21 protein-coding genes are annotated in these 20,132 nt (G+C 70.3%); 11 read left to right on the top strand and 10 right to left on the bottom strand.

The genetic code is table 11. The features are described 5' to 3' along the window. Window positions 1-406 precede the first annotated feature (406 nt). Complete coding sequence (locus tag CFP66_RS24110; protein ID WP_094927423.1) at window positions 407-1,546, top strand: helix-turn-helix domain-containing protein; 1,140 nt, start codon at window positions 407-409, stop codon at window positions 1,544-1,546. Continuing rightward, the gene (locus CFP66_RS24105) at window positions 1,546-2,016 is read left to right on the top strand and encodes a flavoprotein (protein ID WP_094927422.1); all 471 of its coding nucleotides are present in this window, start codon (window positions 1,546-1,548) and stop codon (window positions 2,014-2,016) included. The genes CFP66_RS24110 and CFP66_RS24105 overlap by 1 nt, the downstream gene beginning before the upstream one ends. 257 nt (window positions 2,017-2,273) lie before the next feature. Here CFP66_RS24105 and CFP66_RS24100 read toward each other — a convergent pair whose 3' ends face one another. From CFP66_RS24100 to CFP66_RS24090, 3 genes are read right to left on the bottom strand one after another with little or no spacing between them, the layout of a single operon-like run. Next, entirely contained in the window at window positions 2,274-2,657 is a 384-nt protein-coding gene (locus tag CFP66_RS24100; RefSeq protein WP_143517367.1) for a hypothetical protein, read from the bottom strand. A gap of 26 nt (window positions 2,658-2,683) precedes the next feature. Beyond that, window positions 2,684-3,706, bottom strand: a complete 1,023-nt coding sequence (locus CFP66_RS24095; RefSeq protein WP_198961635.1) for an ADP-ribosylglycohydrolase family protein — start codon at window positions 3,704-3,706, stop codon at window positions 2,684-2,686. Window positions 3,707-3,738: 32 nt separating this feature from the next. Further along, the gene (locus CFP66_RS24090; RefSeq protein WP_094927420.1) at window positions 3,739-4,524 is read right to left on the bottom strand and encodes a DUF4352 domain-containing protein; all 786 of its coding nucleotides are present in this window, start codon (window positions 4,522-4,524) and stop codon (window positions 3,739-3,741) included. Window positions 4,525-4,695: 171 nt separating this feature from the next. Here CFP66_RS24090 and CFP66_RS24085 point away from each other — a divergent pair, with 171 nt between their 5' ends. Then, the gene (locus CFP66_RS24085; RefSeq protein ID WP_094927419.1) at window positions 4,696-6,906 is read left to right on the top strand and encodes a DEAD/DEAH box helicase; all 2,211 of its coding nucleotides are present in this window, start codon (window positions 4,696-4,698) and stop codon (window positions 6,904-6,906) included. A gap of 162 nt (window positions 6,907-7,068) precedes the next feature. Here CFP66_RS24085 and CFP66_RS24080 read toward each other — a convergent pair whose 3' ends face one another. Next, window positions 7,069-7,686: a hypothetical protein gene (locus CFP66_RS24080; RefSeq protein WP_143517366.1), complete on the bottom strand. Its 618-nt coding sequence runs from the start codon at window positions 7,684-7,686 to the stop codon at window positions 7,069-7,071. Window positions 7,687-8,937: 1,251 nt separating this feature from the next. Beyond that, window positions 8,938-9,366, bottom strand: coding sequence for a hypothetical protein (locus CFP66_RS24075; RefSeq protein ID WP_094927417.1), 429 nt, complete (start codon window positions 9,364-9,366; stop codon window positions 8,938-8,940). Between the two features lie 70 nt (window positions 9,367-9,436). On the opposite strand from CFP66_RS24075, the gene CFP66_RS24070 reads away from it, so the two are divergent. The 3 genes from CFP66_RS24070 to CFP66_RS24060 all read left to right on the top strand — a co-directional run bounded on the left by CFP66_RS24070 (window position 9,437) and on the right by CFP66_RS24060 (window position 10,897). Beyond that, on the top strand, window positions 9,437-9,739 hold the full coding sequence (locus tag CFP66_RS24070; RefSeq protein WP_094927416.1) for a hypothetical protein: 303 nt from the start codon (window positions 9,437-9,439) through the stop codon (window positions 9,737-9,739). A 101-nt stretch (window positions 9,740-9,840) separates the two neighbouring features. After that, window positions 9,841-10,446: a DUF3558 domain-containing protein gene (locus CFP66_RS24065; RefSeq protein WP_094927415.1), complete on the top strand. Its 606-nt coding sequence runs from the start codon at window positions 9,841-9,843 to the stop codon at window positions 10,444-10,446. A 109-nt stretch (window positions 10,447-10,555) separates the two neighbouring features. Continuing rightward, window positions 10,556-10,897: a hypothetical protein gene (locus CFP66_RS24060; RefSeq protein WP_094927414.1), complete on the top strand. Its 342-nt coding sequence runs from the start codon at window positions 10,556-10,558 to the stop codon at window positions 10,895-10,897. A 31-nt stretch (window positions 10,898-10,928) separates the two neighbouring features. Here CFP66_RS24060 and CFP66_RS49990 read toward each other — a convergent pair whose 3' ends face one another. From CFP66_RS49990 to CFP66_RS24045, 4 genes are read right to left on the bottom strand one after another with little or no spacing between them, the layout of a single operon-like run. Further along, complete coding sequence (locus tag CFP66_RS49990) at window positions 10,929-11,060, bottom strand: hypothetical protein (protein ID WP_255413894.1); 132 nt, start codon at window positions 11,058-11,060, stop codon at window positions 10,929-10,931. 40 nt (window positions 11,061-11,100) lie between these two features. Further along, window positions 11,101-11,613, bottom strand: a complete 513-nt coding sequence (locus tag CFP66_RS24055; RefSeq protein ID WP_233159670.1) for a histidine phosphatase family protein — start codon at window positions 11,611-11,613, stop codon at window positions 11,101-11,103. After that, complete coding sequence (locus CFP66_RS24050) at window positions 11,597-12,532, bottom strand: alpha/beta hydrolase (RefSeq protein WP_094927551.1); 936 nt, start codon at window positions 12,530-12,532, stop codon at window positions 11,597-11,599. The genes CFP66_RS24055 and CFP66_RS24050 overlap by 17 nt, the downstream gene beginning before the upstream one ends. Window positions 12,533-12,537: 5 nt before the next feature. Next, window positions 12,538-14,256, bottom strand: a complete 1,719-nt coding sequence (locus CFP66_RS24045) for an NAD(P)/FAD-dependent oxidoreductase (RefSeq protein ID WP_255413893.1) — start codon at window positions 14,254-14,256, stop codon at window positions 12,538-12,540. A 306-nt stretch (window positions 14,257-14,562) separates the two neighbouring features. Here CFP66_RS24045 and CFP66_RS24040 point away from each other — a divergent pair, with 306 nt between their 5' ends. From CFP66_RS24040 to CFP66_RS24025, 4 genes are all read left to right on the top strand, one after another. Then, window positions 14,563-15,480: an HNH endonuclease gene (locus tag CFP66_RS24040; RefSeq protein WP_094927412.1), complete on the top strand. Its 918-nt coding sequence runs from the start codon at window positions 14,563-14,565 to the stop codon at window positions 15,478-15,480. Window positions 15,481-15,872: 392 nt separating this feature from the next. Then, window positions 15,873-16,469 carry a DUF3558 domain-containing protein gene (locus CFP66_RS24035; RefSeq protein WP_158228192.1) on the top strand — a complete coding sequence of 199 codons (597 nt, stop codon included), beginning with the start codon at window positions 15,873-15,875 and terminating at the stop codon, window positions 16,467-16,469. A gap of 115 nt (window positions 16,470-16,584) precedes the next feature. Then, on the top strand, window positions 16,585-16,920 hold the full coding sequence (locus tag CFP66_RS24030; RefSeq protein WP_094927410.1) for a hypothetical protein: 336 nt from the start codon (window positions 16,585-16,587) through the stop codon (window positions 16,918-16,920). Between the two features lie 55 nt (window positions 16,921-16,975). Next, on the top strand, window positions 16,976-17,611 hold the full coding sequence (locus CFP66_RS24025; RefSeq protein ID WP_233159668.1) for a cytochrome P450: 636 nt from the start codon (window positions 16,976-16,978) through the stop codon (window positions 17,609-17,611). A gap of 36 nt (window positions 17,612-17,647) precedes the next feature. Here CFP66_RS24025 and CFP66_RS24020 read toward each other — a convergent pair whose 3' ends face one another. Beyond that, the gene (locus CFP66_RS24020; RefSeq protein ID WP_233159691.1) at window positions 17,648-18,277 is read right to left on the bottom strand and encodes a MerR family transcriptional regulator; all 630 of its coding nucleotides are present in this window, start codon (window positions 18,275-18,277) and stop codon (window positions 17,648-17,650) included. A 175-nt stretch (window positions 18,278-18,452) separates the two neighbouring features. On the opposite strand from CFP66_RS24020, the gene CFP66_RS24015 reads away from it, so the two are divergent. Then, a complete protein-coding gene (locus CFP66_RS24015; RefSeq protein WP_158228191.1) occupies window positions 18,453-20,090 on the top strand; it encodes an FAD-dependent monooxygenase in 1,638 nt (545 codons plus the stop codon). Window positions 20,091-20,132 lie beyond the last annotated feature (42 nt).

The following is a 20,132-nucleotide window of genomic DNA, read 5'->3' as shown; positions in this document are numbered from 1 at the left end:
TGGTGCAAATAGGATTCAAAGGAGCGGATAGGATGAGCGAGGAACGAGCTCAGTCGGCGTGAATCTTGTGACGAAGTGCGGGGTACCGCGCGGGCGGCGGCACCCCGGCAGGCGCTCCTTCCTTCGGTGCGCCTGGCCGGCCACGACACCCGGTTGCCGGAGCGCGGCCGCTAGAGGGCATCGATGGATCGCGGGTGAGCTTCTGATGCGGAGCGGGTGGCCCCAGCCAGGACTTGAACGCGTGACGTCGCCCTACGAACCCCCTCGTCAGCTGCAACTCACTCTTCGTACTCAGCTCGACGCGAGCGGTGTACCCCCGCTTGGGTGACCACATCGTGCTCGTTGTGTTTGCACACCGGGTGCAGGAAGCGCACGGGTCGCCGCCGGGTGCCACGATCACCTCGTGATGGAACCGATCGGCCGACGGATCGCGCTGCACCGCCGTCGTCGCGGCCTGAGCCAGGCTGCAGTTGCCGGCCTCGTCGGCCGCTCGGAGTCGTGGCTGTCCCAGGTCGAGCGGGGCCTGCGCACCGTCGACAACTACAGAGTCCTCCGGGATCTCGCCCGGGTGCTGCGCGTCGACATCGACACTATGACCGGGAGCGGCGGCCAGGCGAGCGAGCCCGGACGCGAACCGTTCGATGCCGACGTCGCTGCGATCGAGCGAGCCCTGCTCGTCGGCGCGCAGACCGGGCCGGGCGTCGATGCCTCGACAGCCGTTCGCGACCTGCATCGCGCCTACCAGGCAGCCCACTACGGCGACGTGGTGGCCGCGCTGCCAGGTCTGGTCGCTGCTCTTGACGGACAGGATCCCGCGGCGGTCGCGGCCGGCTACACCGTTGTGGCGAAGACGCTGACGAAGATCGGTTCACCCGACCTCGCGCGGATCGCCGCTGATCGAGCCCGGGAGGTGGCGCGGAGGAGCGGCGACCCGGCCGACCTCGGCATGGCCGTCTACCAGGTCGTGTGCGCGATGCTTCCCACGGCACGTGCGGCGCTCGCCGAGGAGCTTGCGGTCACGACCGCAGAGCAGCTGACGGGTGATGACCCGGCCGTGCGCAGCGTTGCCGGGTCACTCTGGCTCATCGCCGCAGTCGCCGCGGCCCGCCGAATCGATGCCGCGGTCGCCGAGGCGCGCCTCGAACGGGCCGAGCGACTTGCTGAGCACCTCGGCGAGGACGCCAACCACCGCTGGACTGCGTTCGGCCCAACCAACGTGGCGATCCACCGGGTCTCCGTCGCCGTCGAGCTCGGCGACGCTCCGGCTGCGTTGGCCGCAGCGGAGGCCGTCGACCTCGACCGACTGCCCGAGGGGCTGCACAGCCGGCGGGTGCAGGTCCAGCTGGACATCGCCTGGGCCCAGGCGCAGCGGCGGCGGGACGCCGAGGCCCTCGTCGCGCTGCTGGAGGTCGAGCGCGCGGCTCCGCAGGTCACCCGGCGCAACGCCGTCGCCCGCGACACCATTCGGCAGCTCCTCGCGCGGGCTCGCGGCACAAGTGGCGCTGCCGTTCGTGGTCTTGCGCACCGAGCCGGGGTTGCCGTCTGATGCTGACGCTCGTCGTGTGCGGCGCGCCTCTCGCAGTGCGTGCCGGCGAGGTGGCCGATGCACTGCGCGAGCGCTGGAGTGTGTCGATCGTCGTCACCGAGGCGGCGAGTCAGTGGTACGCGGAGCCGTCCGAGCACGATCGGCCTCGGCCGGATCTTGTCGTCGCCTGCCCGCTCACGTTCAACACGGCCAACAAGGTCGCGGCGGGGATCATGGACACCAGCGCTGCGGGTGCGCTCTGCGATGCCCTGGGAGCCGGTGTTCCGGTCGTGGCCGTGCCGATGGTCAACAACCGGCTCTGGGGGCACCCGGTGTGGGCGTCGACCCTGCGGACGCTTGCCGGCGCGGGTGTCCGCTTCGTCGACCCGCGGTCGGGGCGGGTCGGTGACCCCGCGCCAGTGCAGTCGGGCACGGGCCCGGAGGTGGTCGCCGCGTTCGATCCTGCTTGGGTCGTCGCGGCACTCGGCTGAACCCGCACATTTGTGCGGGTCGCACTCGCGTGCGACGCGCAGCATCCGGTCACCGGTGTGCTTACAGCGTGATCAGTCGTGTCCTTGCAGAGGGCGACCCGCAGGTCTGGCAGCGACTGCTTCGCGAGCACGTCCCTCGGCCGGACGGTCGGTGCGCCCTGTGCTCGCTGGGAGCGGGCCATGGCAGGCCGCACTGGCCGTGCCGTCTGCACGTCGTGGCGGCGTCTGCGGCAGCACTCGTACGGGACGCGGGTCGATCAGCCCGCGAGTGACACGAGCACTCCGCCGGAGAACATCGACTCGTGGCGCTCGATGTCCGCTGGCGACAGCCCTTCGGGCCTGCCAGAGACGAGCACACCTCCGACGTTGTTGCCCGGGTCGATCTCGGTGAAGAACGACTCGTCGTATGGCGCCGCGCTGTCCCTCGAACTCGCGGCCCTACGCGTCGAGCAGCACCGTCCTTCCCGCAGGACCGCCAGAAGCGACGGCGACCGTCCGTCCGATCCACCGCGTGGGGGTAACGCGTCCTCACCACCCGGATAGCGGCTCCACCAGCGTGCATCGGCCGCCTGCCGGTACTCGCCGAGGGCCAGGCCGAGCAGCAGTCCGCGCACCCGGGACAGCCGGTCGGCTCGAAGCACGGACTCCGGCTCCGCCGGTTGCACGGTCAGCGTGATGACCGTGGCTCGGGCTCGACGAGCCGGCCGGCGAGGTCGATGATCGTGTCCCGGCCCTCCACCTGCGCGGCCCAGTCCGGCGGCACCGAGCCCTCGCCGTGCAGCGCGCCGAGGAGGTTGCCGGTGATGGCGCCGGTCGAGTCGCTGTCGCCGTCGTGGTTGACGGCGAACAGCAGCGCGGCGCGCAGTTGGTGCGGTTCGGGATGGGTGAGCGCGGCGTAGACGCTCATCGCGAGCGCTTCCTCGGCGACCCAACCCTCCCCGAGGCCGTGTAGCTGCGTGGCGCTCGCCGGGCCGTTGTCGGCAGCGGTCACGGCCCCGCGCAGCGCGGCGGTCGTCTCCTCGTGGTCGGGGTGCTCGGAGACCAGCTCGATCGCCGCTGACACCGACTCCGCGAGCCCGCGTCCGTCGACGAGGTACCGGACGATCACCGCCAACGCGGCGGCAGCGAGCCGGGCGGTCGGGTGGCCATGGGTGAGGCAAGCGCCGACGATCGCGGCCTCGGCCACCGCGTCCGGTGTGGGCAGCTGGGAGGACAGGCCGAACGGCGCCGAGCGCATCACCGTCCCGCAGCCCTTCGATCCGGCGTTGACCGGTGTCGCGATAGCCCCACGGTGGGGGGCGCGGAGCCCCGACAGGCAGGCGTTGCCCGGGGCGCGGACGGCGTAGAGCCAGGACTCCGCCGCGAGCCCCTCGGCATCCGATGGCGGGCCGGGCTGCTCTTGGGTGACGAGCCAGCGTCGGTACGCGGCGTGCAGCCGGTCGCCGAGGTCAGCCGGGTCCGTGTCCAGCAGCGCTTCGACGGTGAACAGCGTCATCTGGGTGTCGTCGGTGACGAGCCCGGCCGGCCCGTACGGGGACGGCACGAGATCGGTGACGCCGGCCGGTCCGAAGCGGGACCGGATCCTCGCGTGCGAGTCGAACTCGACGGGCGCGCCCAGGGCGTCCCCAATGGCACCGGCCAGGAGGCAACCGCGGGCGCGAGTGCGGCACATCTGCAGCGATTCGATCACGGGGCCAGACCCTATGTCCGCCGCGGTGACCCTCATCCGGCGAGTGAGACGAGCGCGCCGCCCGAGAACATCGACTCGTGCAGCTCGATGGCCGCCGGCGAGAGCCCCTCGGGCACGTCGAAGACGGGCACTCCGTCGACGCTGTTGCCCGGGTTGATCTCGGTGTAGAACGATTCGCTGTCCGGCACGTTCATCATCGCCGCCGAGCTGTCGGCCTCGAACTCGCGGCCCTGCGCGTCGAGCAGCGTCTGGTGCGCTCCCAAGAACGTCGCCGCCTCGGTGCCGATGTTCCTCACGGTGACGTGCACCAGCACGAACTCGCCCTGCGCCTCGGTGCGCAGGAAGCTCTCACCCAGCGCCTGGACGCCGCTCTTCACGTCGGTGACGGCGAAGGTGAACGCGCCGTCCTGCACCTCGTCGCCGACGCCGGCAGGCGTGGCCCCAGCGGAATCAGGCCGGGCGGCGTACTCCGTCGCCGCCCTCGGAGCACTGGTCTCCACGTCCGAGACCGCCGCGCTGAACGCCGCCGCGTACAGGATGCAGATCAGGAGGCCGATCACCGCGCAGACGAGGCCGGCGACCGCCAGGCTGCTGTTGGTCGCTCGACCGCTGCGGGCCCGGGAGAGGCCGATGCCCGCGAACACCAGTGCCAGCAGGACCAGCGGCCAGGCGATCACGCCGATCAGCGGGATGAACGAGAACAGCAAGCCGATGAGACCGAGCACGAAGCCCGCCGTCCCGAAGCCGTTCTGCGGCGGCGGGGGCGGCGGGTAGTACCCGGGGCCGGGCGGCGGGTACTGGGGCATGTACTGGGTCACGGGGCGCCTTCCGCATCGTTCGAACTGCTCGAGCACCCACCTCGCTCGCTCTCGTCCGTTCGTTAACGATCTTTCCGTTGCATCGTTCGGGTAGTCGGTCCGGCACCCTGTGACGTTCCTGGCGGCGCTGACGACCAACGGGGTGGATCACGACGGAACGGGAGCGACCGGGTGCAGGACGAACGCGAGGCCGCGCGGGGCAAGGTTGGTGCCGCGGCCAGGGCGACGATCGCCGCGGTCCGCGACTTCGCCGAGCGCGCGAGCGCCCTGCTCAGCGCGCCGCAGGTCCTCCGCGACAGCGCGCGGCACCAGATCGAGATCCTCAACGGCGACCAGGTCGCCGCCCGCCTGCGCGAGATGCCGCTCGCGGCGCTCAAGGAGGTCGCCGGGCGGGGTGTGCGGTTCGGGGCGTTGGAGCAGCACGGGTTCCGGACCGTCGCCGACGTCCTGAAGGCCCCGGACCACCGGCTCCAGCAACTGCCGGGCGTCGGGCAGACGACGGTGGTGGAGGTCCGGCGCGCGGCGCGCACCGTCGCCGTGCAGGTGCACCGCGACGCCCGGTTCCGCTTCGATCCTGATCGTCGCGATCCCGCCCAGACCCAGCTTCTCGCCACCCTCGCCGCGGTGCGGGCGGCGGACGCCGCGGTGGCCGGCCTCAGCGGGCCCCTCCAGTCGTTCCGCGCCGAGGTCGGACCGCTGGTGGCGGACGCGGAGCGCGCCGGCAGCCGGATGTCGATGTGGTTCTCGCGGCGGTCGAAGAAGGACTCGGCGCTCGACGCGCTCGCGCGGCTCGACGCACTCCTCGCCGCCCCGCAGACCCGGGCACTGCAGCAGACCGTGCACGTCCGCGAGCAGGCGGTCGACCCGCGCAGCTACGAGTCGCGCCGGCTCTGGCAGGACTACGAGTCCGAGGCGGCGTCGGTCAACGCGGTGCTGTCGACGGTCGGCGGCACGGGCACTGCCGAGGACGAGGAGGCGGCGGGAGGGTTCGTCCCGGAGGAGCTGCGGCAGCGCATCAACGCCGTCCCGCTCGACACGTCGAAGCTGACCTCGACCCTGCGCGGCTACCAGGTCTTCGGCGCGCAGTACGCCATCCACCAGGAGCGCTCGATCCTCGGCGACGAGATGGGCCTCGGCAAGACCATCCAGGCGCTCGCCGTGCTCGCGCACCTCGCCGCGAAGGGGCAGCGGCGGTTCCTCGTCGTGTGCCCGGCGAGCGTGCAGATCAACTGGCTGAACGAGACGGCGAAGCACAGCGAGCTCGTTGCACACAGCCTGCACGGCGCAGACCGGGACGCCGTCGGCCGCCGCTGGCTGCGGGAGGGCGGCATCGCCGTCACGACGTTCGGGACGCTGGCGCGACTGCCGGCCGACGTGCGCGACGCGGACGTCGCGATGCTCGTCGTCGATGAGGCGCACTTAGTGAAGAACCCGGACGCGGCACGTTCGCAGGCGGTCGCGGCGGCCGTCCGACGCTCGCAGCGCACGCTGTTCCTGACCGGCACGCCGATGGAGAACCGGGTCGAGGAGTTCCGCACGCTCGTCAACTACCTGCAGCCGAGGGTGGCGCGCAGCGTGAACGCTGCGGATGCGGTCGCCGGCGCGAAGGCGTTCCGGCGCGCCGTGGCGCCGGTCTACCTGCGACGCAACCAGGCCGACGTGCTGACGGAGCTGCCGGACAAGATCGAGACCGAGTCGTGGGTGCAGCTCAGCGACACCGACGCGGCGCGGTACGAGTCGGCAGTCTCCAAGCGCAACCTGATGGGGATGCGGCAGGCGCCGTTCAGCACGGTCAGCTCGGCGAAGCTCGAGCGCTGCACGGACATCGTCGAGGAGGCCGCGCAGGACGGGATGAAGGTGGTGGTCTTCTCCTACTTCCTCGACACGCTGCGGCTGGTGCACGAGGCGGTCGGCGACGCGGTCGTCGGCACGATCACCGGGGCGGTGCCGCCGCCCGTGCGGCAGGGGATCGTGGACGAGTTCACGAAGAGCGCCGGGCACGCGGTCCTGCTCGGGCAGATCGAGGCCGGCGGGGTCGGGATCAACATGCAGGCGGCGTCGGTGGTGATCCTCACCGAGCCGCAGTGGAAGCCGAGCACGGAGGAGCAGGCGATCGCGCGGGCGCACCGGATGGGGCAGGTGCGCACGGTGCAGGTCCACCGGCTGCTGGCCAAGGACTGCATCGACGAGCGGATCCGGGAGATCCAGCAGGGCAAGCGGCTGCTGTTCGACGCGTTCGCGCGCAAGAGCGAGGCCAAGGACGCCGACCGGCGGGCGGTGGACGCGTCGGAGCATCGGCCGGAGGTGCTCGACGACGAGTCGGTGCCGGTGAGGCAGCGGGTGCTGGCGGCGGAGCGGCATCGACTGGGGCTCGTTGGGTGACTGAGCTCAACCTTGGGGCGTCGGCCTCGTTGGAAACATGCGCGGTTGGCGGCGGAGTGATGTGAGGATGGCTGGCTATGTGATCAGGTCGAAGTTGAATTGCTGGTGAGGTGCAGCGGCTGGTGATCTGCTGGGCCCCGAGAGGGAGCGGTGTAGTAGGAATTAATCGTCGATGATCGGCCAGGGTGCGCGGATGAGAAATTCAGACAGCGCCGACCGCACCTTGGCGGCAGTCTCCTCGCGTGAAGCCGGGTCGTCCTCGTAACGTTCGGTGAGTGTCGTCATCGATGCGATGAGATCGAAGGGATCGGCGGGCTCGTGGAAGGCCTCGGCTGCGATGTGTCGAGCGGCGCGATAGGGCGTTTGAAATCCCTCCGCGAGCGAGTTGGCCTCGTTCCAGCAGAGCAAATGGAATGGCCAGCCAGGGCTCGCTTCGCCAAGGATCGTCATTGGTAGGATCCACAGGAGCGGCTGGCGAGCATCCTCCTGTTGTTCGAACGTCACCTCAGTGGCGTCACGTTCGGCCAGATCTCCTATGAGAGGGCGGAGCTGCTCGACGCACGCGAAGGAACGTGTCTCGAAGTCGCTGCCGGTTCGTACTTGTAGGGGGTCGCTCAGGAGGGCGGTGACCTCGCGGTATCGGCGCAACACGGTCGTCATCGGGTGGTCGTGGTGCTGCTGCCGGGCGGAGAGGTTCACGAAGCTGGTGAGGTGCACTCGCAAAGCGCGGTCAGGCCATGAGTGCACGACGTTCCACTCCTGGTTCTGGAGCTCCTGCACGCGTTGGCGTACACCTGCTGGGCGCATACGCAGGACTATAGACCGTTCGCGCACCCGGTCCAATCGTTGCTCACCGAGGTGTAGATCGTTGCGATGTCGCCTGTCGCATCGTTGACCACGACTTCAGCTCGCTTGCTCGTGCCGCTGTATTGGTAGATGAGTCGGGTGTTGCCGGGGTCTCCCTTGCGGGGGAACCCGTAGCTCACGGTCTTGTCGACGCAGCGCATGAAGTCTGGAAGGTTCTCTTATGGATCGTGTGCTGGTCTGTCCTCGTCGTCGAGGAGCATATGTCTCAATGAGCTGCACCTCCATTGTCGTTGGTCGCCCGTCCGCACGTTCACCCAGCCCATCAGGACCTCACTCGGCCCCTGCTGGTACTCCATGCATGAATCCATGCGCGATTGAAGCTTCGCGGGGTCGAAAGAGAAGCCCGGCATTGGATCAGCGGTGGCTGTTGACGTTGCGGCGACTGCGCCGAGCGTGAGGCTGAGGAGAGTGAGTGAGATGAGTCGAAGTCGAGTGCGCATCACGGGTCTCCATCGAAGTGAGGGTGAGTGCTCCACGTTCTTGTGGCTGGGCCGCCGGTACTCGCGTCATGCATCGACCGGTCTGGAATCGGACGCGACTCGAACGTAGGGATGTGGTCCGGCGCGCGGACCCGTTCCGTGTCGGGTCACCTGATCGGACTAGTGTCCAATCAGCTCGCGGGGGCAAGGCTCAGGAGCTCGATGAGAACGCGACTGTCCGAGGAAGTCCGAGCCGGCCGCGGATTCCGTAGGGGAGTCAACGGCCGACGCTGGTCCGCCGAACGTGACGTTTCGGGCCGGCCCGACGGCTGAAAGAGCAGATCTCGACCGGGTTCGATGAAGATCAAGAGAAACCCCGGCCTTGACCGCACCACTCCTCGAAGGCGTCTACGAGTAAATGCACACCGCAGGTCTCGCCGCGGCGCTTGCCCAGTTCGCCGATCTCATCCCGCGCTTCGCCGCGTCGAGGAGGTGGACCCGCCGCACCTCCTGGCCCGCCGCGTCGCCCCGGTCGTGAGGCGCGCGCTGCACGGGGAGTGACTCGGGCCGCACGCTCGCCCTCGTCAACGACCTCCTGACTTGGGTTGACGAGCACAACCATTCGGTGCCCGTGGGGCAGCGAGTGCTGGCGGCGGAGCGGCATCGGCTGGGTCTGGCGACTGAGATGTGATCACCACGCGAACGGAGAGCTCACCCTCGAAACTCGTTCGCCGATCGACCGCGACTACGTGGCCGTCCACGGGCGCACCACCGCCAACCGCCTGCTGATCGGTGTGCTGCGCGCCGCTTCCCAGCTCTCTCGTGGCCCTGCAAGGGTGTGCTCGACGTGTTGAACCAGGAACGACGTCACGGCGATGTTGTCGGACAGGTTCATGTCGAGGTCGCGCGTGTCGAGTGGCATCAGGTAGACGGTGTCGTCGCCGGTGCCGTCGTCCCAGGTGAAGGTGACGACGAGCGTGGAGCCCACGGCGGCTGCGTCGATCAGCTGGAGGCTGCGCAGGGGCTCCTCCATCTGGGAACGGGGAAGCACCACTGCCCGGGACCCTTCGGGCGACTCGACGATGGTCGGCTCCGTGACTCCGGTGTCCAGCGCAGAGGGCGAGTAGGTCTCCCTGATGAGGGCCGCAAGCTGGGCGACCTGGGCGTTGTCCACCGTGCGCAACCTATGGTCTCGCGGCTTCGCGGTTGCCCCCGTAGCCGATACGTTACGTAGGGGTGGCTCGATGGGTGAGCAGGTCGAAGTGGGCGTGCTGGTGAAGTGGACGCCTGACAGCGAGATCGTGAGGAAGGCTGTTCCGCTGCGTCCGGATCATCCCGGCATCGTCGTGGACGTCGGGCCGCGACATGTCCTGGTCGACTGGGTTCGTCGACAGCACACGCCTGCCGAGCAGGGCGTCTTCGAATCCGAGTGGCTCACGCTGATCGATCTCGCTGAGTTCGAGCGGCTCGCGCGCCGCGTGCACGAACTGGACGTCGCTGAGGGCGGCGACCTGGCGGTGGACGAGCGCTTTCGGGACGCGCTCTGACGTCGACCGCGCAGGGGGCCGGGCGTCCCGCGTTCTGCGGCGCCGCCCAGGGCGTCACGGGCTCGTCCGAATGGTGACCACAGCGTCACGGTGTCGCTACGGTGCTCCTCGTGCGACGGGTGCGCGGCGCGGTGCTGACGGTGTTGCTGTGCGTACTGGCTTCGGCGTGTGGGGCCGGAGACGCGGGAGGCCCCGTGCCGGAGACGACGACAGGAGCTCCGCCCAGCGGCTCTGTCGAGTTGCCGCCGCGGCCGCGCGAGATCCGGCTGGACGGGGTGGACCCCTGCGCATTGCTGACGGAGCGGCAGCGGGCGGAACTGGGCCTGGACGCGCGGCCGCTGTTGTCGCGGGCACCCGTGGGTTTGTACGAGGGGGCCGAGGTGCCGCTGTGCACGATCGGTGGGTTCGAGCCACGGGCGGTGACCGTCGGTCTGAGCCTTGTGACGAATGTGGGGATCGAGCGGTTCACCTCTGGTGAGTTGGCGGCGGAGATCCGGCCGATCACCGTGGCAGGGTTTCCGGCCGTGGTGGCGGTGCCGACCCGGCTCACGGACTACTGCACGGTGATCGTCGATGCGGCTTCGGGGCAGCTGCTGGACGTGCAATTCGCGACGGGCGGGCGGCAGCCGCCGATTCCGCAGCCGCAGCTGTGCAGGGACGCGGAGACCGTCGCAGGAGAGGTGATGACGACCCTGCTCGACCGTTGATCAGGAGCGGAGCGTTCACGATCGCACACGATCTCGCTGCTTGGGCCTCCGATTCGACGTGGCGAGGCTACCGTCGGATCGTCTCCGGTGATGTTCCGAGGAGGGGGCCATGCCCGGCCAGTTCCCATCCGCCGCCCTGCGGATCGAGCCGTCCGCGATCCCGACTGTGCGTGCGGCCGTCGACGACTCACTTGCCGAGCTCAAGCAGCACCTCGTCAGGCTCCGCCAAGACGCCTATATCCGCGAGCCCTGGCTCGGTGACCCGGTGAGCGCCGAGGTCGCGACCTCCTACAACCTGCGTGTGATGGACGCAGCAGACGGGCCGTACGCGGCGATGGTCGCGCTGGAGGCCGAGCTGATGAAGATCCGCGACTCGTTGCGGCTGATGGAAGATCACTACCGGCGCACCGATGGCGAGAACGCAGCGTTGTGGGGGGCGGGTTTGGCTTGATGCGGGGGCGACCGTCGAGTCCGCGAGTGGTTCACGTATCGGCGCCGAGTGCATAGCCCAGTTTCCGCAGCGCCGCGCGCACCTTTGCCTCACCGGCCACGGCGATGAGCAGGTGCCGGTCGCCGATGCGAGTGCAGTGGGCGCGCAGGGTCCGGTCCTTCACGCGGCGCGCAACTGACTCACAATCCGTGGTTGGTCATCTGTCACGACCCGCGCGGCGTTGCCTGATCGACCACGACTGCCCGGCCCGACGCGATGTCCGCCCAGGAGCCGCCGAACCCGACGACCGCGATCGCCGACGTCTTCATCTCCAACTCCTCACCGGTCAGCGCGGCGACGAGTTCGGCGACCCCGGGGTTGTGACTCACGAGGAGCGCTGTGCCCACGTCGTCCGGCAGCGCGCGCACGACCGCGAGCAGCGTGTCGACCGACGCCGCGTACACCCGGTCGTCGAAGACCGCGGCGGGCGGCCCGGTGAGCTCGCCCGCGAGCAGCCGCCACGTCTGGCGGGTGCGGGTCGCGGGCGAGCAGACCACGGCGTCGAGGTGGCCGATCCGATCCCGGATCCACCGTCCGGCGGCGGGGGCATCCCGCCTGCGGCGCGCGTTCAGCGGCCGTTCCGGGTCGGGCACGCCGTCCGGCCACGCGGACTTCGCGTGCCGGACGATCACGAGCCGGCGGGAGTCCCGGCGTTCCCGGTCATCCGAGATGGGCACGCAGCTCCTCTCCCATCTCGGTGATCAGGGTGCGGCCGTCCCCGAGCACACCGGCCATCCAGAAGAAGCCGTGGATGACGCCGGGGTACGGCTTGGCGCTCACCTTCACACCGGCCTGCTGCAGCCGTTCGGCGTACGCCTTGCCCTCGTCGCGCAGCGGGTCGAACTCGGCGGTGATGACCATCGCCGGGGGCAGGCCGCTGAGATCGGAGGCGTGCAGCGGCGCGGCGTAGGGGTTCGTCCCGTCCTCCGGCGATCGGAGGTAGTGGTCCCAGAACCACTCCATGCTGCCTCGCGTCAGCAGGTAGCCGTCGGCGTTGTCGCGGTAGGACGCGAACGTCGTGCCGCGAGCCGGCGCCGTCACCGGGTAGATCAGCAGCTGGTAGGCCAGCCGTGGCCCGCCGCGGTCCCTGGCCATCAGGGTGACTGCGGCCGCGAGGTTCCCACCGGCGCTGTCGCCGCCGACGCCCACCTCGGCCGGGTCGGCACCCAGCTCGCCGGCGTGCTCGGTGAGCCAGCTCGTGGCTGCGTAGCAGTCCTCGACGGGGCCCGGGAACTTCGTCTCCGGGCTGAGCCGGTACTGCGTCGACGCGACGACGCACCGCGAGGCGTTGGCGAGCGCCCGGCACGGCTTGTCGACGACCTCGATGTTCCCGACCACCCAGCCACCGCCGTGGAAGTAGATCAACAGCGGCAACGCCGTGCCCGGTTCCGGGTGGTACACGCGGACGGGGAGCTCTCCGGCCGGGCCGGGAACGAGGATGTCCCGGATCTCCCCGACCGGCTCGGGCTCGCCCTGCAGGTCCCGGAACGCTGCGACCGCGTCCCGTGCCTGAGGCACACTCATCTGGTCGAACGGCGGCACTCCCTGAGCCTCGAACTGCTCGAGGAGGGCCTGCACGTCGGGCTTCAGCGGCATCTCGTTCACCCCACGATCTGCTGTGTCGGCTCGGCCGACGGGCGCGCCTGTGGAGGAGATCCGGCCTCCGCCGCCTCGCCGCGCCTGCCCAGGGCGAACCCTTCGTAGCCGTTCGCGGCGATGCGGTCACACACCTCCCGGTAGGTCCCGAGGCCCCCGAGGTAGGGGTAGAGCGTGCGGCGCTTGCCCGGGATGTTCGCCCCCACCCACCAGGAGTTGGCCCTCGGCAGGAGCGTCGCGTCGCCGACCTCGGTGTGGTGGGCGACCCAGCCGTCCTCTGCCTCGGGCAACGGCTCGATCCGCTCGAGGTCGTGCTCGCGCATGTACCGGACGCAGTCGGCGACCCAGTCGACGTGCTGCTCGATCGCGGCGGTCATGTTCGTGAGGACCGACGGGCTCTGCGGGCCGGTGAGCGTGAACAGGTTCGGGAAACCGTGGGTCGCCAGCCCGAGGTAGGTCTGGGGCCCGTCCGCCCACTTCTCGGTGAGCGGCACCCCGCCGCGACCGTGGATGCCCATCGCGAACAACGCGCCGGTCATCGCGTCGAAACCGGTCGCGTAGACGATGCTGTCGACCTCGTACTCGGCGTCGCGCGTCCGCACCCCGGTGGGGGTGATCGCCTCGATCGGCGAGCGCCGTACGTCGACCAGCTCCACGTCCTCCCGGTTGAAGGCCTCGTAGTAGCCGTGCTCGAGCGGCGGGCGCTTCGTGAAGAACGGGTGGTCCTTGGGCGCGAGCAGCTCGGCGACGTCGGGGTCGCGCACGGTCTCCCGGATCTTGGATCGGATGAACTCCGAGGCCGTCTCGTTCGACTGCTCGTCGAGCAGGATGTCGTTGAAGGTCTCCGCGCCGATCCGGAAGCCGCCCTTCCCCCAGGCGTCCTCGTAGACGCGCCGACGCTCCTCCGGGCTGACCTCCATCGCCGAGCGCTCCGGGACGTCGTAGGGCAACCCCAGGTTCGACTCCCGCATCCGTTGCCAGAGCTCCTTGTAGCTCTCCTTCGTCTTGCGCACGTACTCCTCGTCGAGCGGCCGGTTCCAGCCCGGGATGTCGTAGTTGGGGGTGCGCTGGAACACGTACATGTGGGAGACCTGCTCGGCGATCTCGGGCACGATCTGCACCGAGGTCGCGCCGGTCCCGATCACCGCCACCCGCTGCCCGGTGAAGTCGACGCCCTCGTGCGGCCACTCGCCGGTGTGGTACGACGCGCCCTCGAAGCTCTCGCGGCCCGGGAACTCGGGCAGGTTGGTGACCGAGAGGCAGCCGACCGCGGTGATCAGAAACTGCGCCGTGGTCCGACCGCCGTCGTCCGTGCGGATCTCCCAGCGGTCCGTCGCCTCGTCGTAGGCCGCCTCGCTCACGCGGGTGTCGAACCGGATGTCCTTGCGCAGGTCGAACCGGTCGGCGACGTGCCGGAGGTAGCTGAGGATCTCGGGCTGCGCCGCGTAGCGCTCGCTCCAGGTCCAGTCCTCGAGCAGTTCCTCGGAGAAGTGGTCCGAGAACACGTAGTAGATGCTCTCGCTGTCACAACGTGCGCCGGGGTAGCGGTTCCAGTACCAGGTGCCCCCGACGTCGCCCGCGGCGTCGAACACCCGCACCGAGAGGCCGAGCTCGCGCAGGCGGTGCAGCATGTACAAACCGGAGAACCCTGCCCCGACGACGACCGCATCGAACTCGTCGACCCGAGGCTCCGAAGCTTGCGTGGAATTCGACGTACCGGTCACACCCGACTCCCTTGTCCGACGAACCTGTGCGGGCCACGCGCGACGGGCTGCAGTGCCGTGCTGCGGGCCCGTCCTCAGGATGGGCCACCGCGGCCGTCCTCGCGAGCGATGCGGCGAATCCATCCGAACGGGGGCCAGGGAGTCCGTATCGCGAACGGTTCCAGGGCATGAGGCCGTTCGAGTGATCTTGGCGGCGCGGGGTGACGTCGCCCGCACGCGCAGCGATCTTGTACCTGGGCGGCGCAACGTCGTCCGCGGCAGTGTGGGCGGGGAGCGCGTTGGGCGTGACGACTGGGTCGGCGCAGCATGCCGGCCGGTGAGGACGACTTCGACTCGCGCTTGCGGCGCGAGGCGATCCGCTGGCTGACCGTCCGCACCCACGACGGCGAGACCCCGATCTCGTGGCAGGAGCTGCAGGATTTCGAGCTGGACGGCAAGCCGTTCAGGCTCATGGACGCCCAGCGCGGGATCCGCAAGCCGAAGGAGCTGACCTCCGCGCTGTCGATCCGGACCGTCTACAGCGCGGACGGTGCGGCCCGGCCCTACGACGACGAGGTCGGGCCGGACGGCCTGCTCCGCTACAAGTGGCGCGGCGACGACCCGAACCACGCCGAGAACCGGGCGCTGCGCGAGGTGATGCGCCAGGGTGCGCCGCTGATCTGGTTCGTCGGGATTGCGCAGGGGGTCTACAAGCCGATCTACCCGGTGTACCTGCTGTGGGAGGAGCCGGAGCAGCAGCAGTTCGTGATCGACCCCGAGGTCGCTCGCGGCCTCGTGTCACCCGGTCGTCCCGTCGAGGAGCAGCTGCGTCGCTACATCATCAGCGAGACCAAGCGGCGATTGCACCAGCCGGTGTTCCGCGCGACGGTGCTGCGCGCCTACGAGACGCGGTGTGCGGTCTGCGCGTTGCGGCACGCGCAGCTGCTCGACGCGGCCCACATCGTCGCGGACCGGGAGGAGGGCGGCATCGCCGCCGTGCGGAACGGGCTGGCGCTGTGCAAGATCCACCACGCCGCGTATGACAGCTCGGTGCTCGGCATCCGCCCCGACCTTGTCGTCGAGATCCGGGCGGACCTGCTGGAGGAGATCGACGGTCCGATGCTCGAGCACGGGCTGAAGGGTCGGCACGGGCAGTCCTTGATGGCGCTTCCGCGAGCGCGGGCGGAACAGCCGGACCGGGAGCTGCTGGAGCAGCGCTACGCGGCCTTCCGCGCTGCCGGTTGAGTGGAGCGGATCGGCTGGCTGAGGCGTGACGCGGGCGTCCGGCCGTCGTCGGTCACCGAGTCGGACTTGCCGGCGGCGGTCACGAGGCGGGGCGAGTGTCTCCTCCCGGCCAACGTCTGCCCGCTGCAGGACGGTAGGCAAACAGCCGAGGCACCCAGATGCGAGAGCTGCTGGTGCCACACGGTGTCTTGATCGACGGTTCGGCGCGAAAACGGGTCGAATCCGCCCGGAAACGCGCCGAACCGCCGATCATCGAGGACGTGCTTGTGCCGGTCGTGACTGCTGACGTCCGTGAAGCCGGGGAGTGCCCTGGCGGCGGGCGGACCTCCCACCACGAACGGCCTCCACGCATCCGGTGACCACAACGTGATCGGGCCGCTACCGTGCTGCTCGTGAGACGGGTGGGGGGCGCGGTGTTGGCCGTGGTGGTGGCCGTGCTGGCTGCGGCGTGCGCGGTCGGAGGCGCAGGCCCGTCGGTGCCGCCGACGTCCGCGGAGGCCCGGCCGGACGGCGTGGCCGAGTTGCCGCCACGGCCGCGGGAGGTGCGGTTGGACGGGGTGGATCCGTGCTCGCTGTTGACGGAGGAGCAGCGGGCGGAGCTGGGGTTGGATGCTCAGCCGCTGTCCTCACAGGCCCCGGTGGGTCTGTACGACGGGGTCGAGGTGCCGCTCTGCACCATTGGCGGGTTCGAGCCGCGGGCGGTGACGGCCGGGGTGAGTCTCGTGACGAGCGTGGGCATCGAGCGATACTCGTCCGGCGACCTGGCGGCGGAGATCCGGCCATCCATCGTGCATGGCTTCCCGGCCGTGGTGGTAGTTCCGACGCGATTCACCGAGTACTGCACTGTGATCGTGGACGTTGCGGCGGGGCAACTGATCGACGTCCAGTTCCGGGACGGAGGGCGCCGACCGCCGATCCCGCAGCTGCAGCTGTGCCGGGACGCGGAGATCGTCGCGGCCGCGGTGATGACGACCCTGCTCGACCGCTGAGTGGCTTCATCCGCGGGAGACGTTCACGATCGCACACGATCTGCTCGGTTCGGGCGCAGATGTGTCGCGGCATGCCTACGGTCACAGCGACCCGGTGTCGGTCCGAGGAGGGTGAATGCCCGGCCAGTTCCCGCCCACCACCATGCGGATCGAGCCGTACGCGATCCCGGCAGTACGCGCGGCGTTCGATGATGCGCTCGGCGAGCTCAGACAGCACCTCGTCAGGCTCGGTCAGGAGGCCTACATTCGCGAGCCGTGGCTCGGCGACCCGGTGAGCGCCGAGGTCGCCAACTCCTACAACCTCCGCGTGATGGACGCAGCCGACGGGCCGTACGCGGCGATGATCGCCTTCGAGGCCGAGCTCGTGAGGATCCGCGACTCCCTGCAGCTGATGGAAGATCACTACCGCCGCACCGAGGGCGAGAACGCCGCGCTGTGGGGTCGGGCCTGACGGAAGTAGCGAGGTGATCTGCTGCTGGCTGCGTCGTGCGCAGGGTGCCGCGCGCGTGCCGGAACTCTCGGCCTGGGTCAACGCGCAGTGCGAGAGGGACGTGCTGTCATCCGACGGATTCGGCGCCTCGATCTGGGCGGCGGCCGACCGTGGAGACATCACGCCCGAGATGGCACCGCTCATCGTCCGGTCCCTGCTCACGGCCGGGGTGGACACGACCATCCATGGCCTCTCCGCCGTCCTGCACGCCTTCGCCACGAATGCCGATCAGTGGCAGCGGTTGCGCGAGCAGCCGCACCTGGCTCGGGTCGCGTTCGACGAGGCGGTGCGCTGGGAGTCCCCGGTGCAGATCTTCTTCCGGACCGCGACCACCGACGTCCGGATCGGCGAGCACGTCGTCCCCGACGGCAAGAAGATCCTCATGTTCCTCGGTAGCGCCAACCGTGACCCCCGGCGCTGGACCGACCCCGACGACTTCGACCTCGGTCGTGACCCCTCTGGCCATGTGGGCTTCGGTATGGGCATCCATCAATGCGTCGGCCAGCACGTCGCCCGGCTCGAGGCGGAAGCCGTGCTCGCGGCGCTGATCCGACGCGTACGTGCGATCGAGCTCATCGGACCGACGCGCCGGCACCACAACAACACCCTCCGGGGGTGGGAGAGCATGCCGGTCCGGGCACATCGCGCCTGATCAAGTTCGATGGTCGACTCAGCCCAGAACGCCGGGTCATGCGGAGGTCGCCGTGTGCACGACCTCCGCCTCCTGGGCCAGCCGGCGCAGCGCGGCCAGCAGGGCGTCGGCCAGTACCGCGAACGTCACCACGCCCTCGGCGCGGTCCTCGATCGACGGGCGTTCCCACATCGCCGTCACCTCGGCGCTCGCCAGGTGTTCGGCGGCGTCGGCGTAGCGGTCGAGCAGGTCGAGCACGTCGTGCTGGCCCAGGCGGTGCAGGGTGGAGAGCGCTTCGACCAGGCTCGTGCGCGCGGGGTTGTCGCCGCGCAGGCTCCAGCCGCGCCGTTCGAGCAGCTCGTCCACCTGCGCCTGCGCGGCCCGCCACGCCTCGTCGTGCTCCGGCTCGCGCTCGCGGCGCTGGGTGAGCGCGTACTGCACCTTGCCCAGTTGGTCGAGCGTGCCCATCTCGACGGCGTCGAGGTGCCCCAGCACGGTGCTGGTGGCCACGATCGACAGGCCGCCGACATCGACGAGCGCGCGGATCAGCTTGAGCCGCCGGGCGTGCTCCTCGCCGTACTGCGCCTGGTTGGGGCTCGTGCGCTCACCCGAGGGGAGCAGACCCTCGCGCAAGTAGAACTTGATCGTCGGGATGGGGACGCCCGTGCGACTGCTCAACTCCGCCATCCGCACGGTGACCTCCTCGTCTGAATGGATAGCTGCACTACCAGCTGTGCCGAGGGTAGCACCGGTCCATGCGTCCGCCCGGTGCGTGCGATCGGCTTCGTCCCGGTTTCGCTCCTGCTTCGATCGGTCGCTGCGAGCGTGTGGGCGTCGCGGACCCCACGGACAGGAGCTATCGATGCCCGTCGCACTCCCGGTACTCGTCGTCGGAGCCGGTCCCACCGGTCTCGCCCTCGCCACCGAGCTGCGCCGGGCGGGCGTCGCGTGCCGGGTGGTCGACCGCGCCGCCGATCGCCCGGCGCACCAGGCCCGCGCGCTCACCGTGTGGCCCGGTGCGCTCGATGTGCTCGACCGGCACGGGATCGCCACCGACGTGGTCGCCGCCGGACTGACGCTGGCGGCCACCAAGTTCTTCTCCGACGGCAAGCTGCTCGCGACGGTCCGGTTCGGCGGCGGCCGGCCGGTTCCGGTGTGCGAGCCGCAGCCGGCGCTCGAGCGCATCCAGCGGGCGCGCCTCGCCGAGCTGGGAGTGGAGGTCGAGTGGGGCACGGAACTGATCGGGTTGCGCGACACCGGCGACGCCGTGGACGTCGTGCTCGACGGCCCCTCCGGGCAGGAGTTGGTGACCGCGGCCTGGGTGGCCGGGTGCGACGGCGCGAACAGTCGGGTGCGCGACCTCGCGGGCATCCGGTTCGCGGGCAAGACCTACCCGCGCAGCTTCATCCTCGGTGACGGCGACATCGTCGGCGACCTGCCGCGCGACGAGGTGCACTACACGCTGCACGGCGACGGCGTGCTGGTGGTCGTGCCACTGCCCGGCGGCGGGCTGCGCGTCTTCGCCGACGTCACCCGGATGCCCGGTGCCGAGGACGTGGACCCGGACGCTCCGCTGAGCACGGAGCAGTTGCAGACCCTGGCCGACCAGCGCGCGCCGTATCCGCTCCAGGTGCGTGACCTGATCTGGAGCACCCGCTTCCAGGTGCACCTGCGCCGCGCCGAGCGCTACCGGGCGGGCCGCGTCCTGCTCGCGGGGGACGCCGCGCACATCCACAGCCCCGCGGGAGGGCAGGGCATGAACACCGGCATCCAGGACGGTGCCGGCCTCGGCTGGCGGCTGGCGCTGATCACGCGCGGGGTGGCCGCCGAGGATCGCCTGCTCGCCGGGTACGAGGCCGAGCGCGCCCCGGTGGCGAAGCAGGTGATGCGTTCGTCGGACCAGCAGACCCGGTTGTGGGGGATGCGGTCGGTGCTCGTCCGCCGGATCCGCGACCGGGTGCTCGCCCGGATGGGGCGCACCGGTTTCCTGGAGCAGAAGGTCATGCCGGCCATGGCGCAGGACGATCTCGACTACAGCGCGAGCCCGGGGGTGGGCTCGAACGGTGGGCGCCGGGCACTGGGGGTCGGGGTCGCCGACGTCGAGGTGCGGCCCGTGGGTGCCGTCTCGCCGGTGTCGCTGCGCAGCCTGCTGACCGGGCCGGCGCACACGCTGCTGCTCTGGGCGGACCCCGCTGACCTGGCTCCGGTGCGGGCCGTACTGGACGCCGCCGCGCCGCTGGGTGACCGCCTGCAGGTGCGGGTGCTCGTCCCGTCCGCCGCGGCTCCGGCACTGACCGAGGGCACCGCGGTGGCCGCGGCCGCGGTCGTGGTGCCCGACGGGCACGCGCCGCACGGCCCGCTGGCCGGCTGCCGGTCCGTGCTCGTACGACCGGACGGTTACGTCGCCGGCGCGGCCCCCGGCCTGGACGTCACCGGGTTGCTGGCCCCGCTGCTCCCGGCTCCGGTCCCGGCGCCCGCCGCCGGGCCGGTGGGGCCTTGACGTCCTGCCGGGAACGGGCAACGATGGATAGTGGATCAATTC

Origin of the sequence: Pseudonocardia sp. MH-G8, assembly GCF_002262885.1 — a bacterium.
Lineage (GTDB): Bacteria > Actinomycetota > Actinomycetes > Mycobacteriales > Pseudonocardiaceae > Pseudonocardia.
The sequence above is the reverse complement of the archived record's forward strand: the minus strand, read 5'-3'. Positions and strand labels throughout refer to the sequence as shown.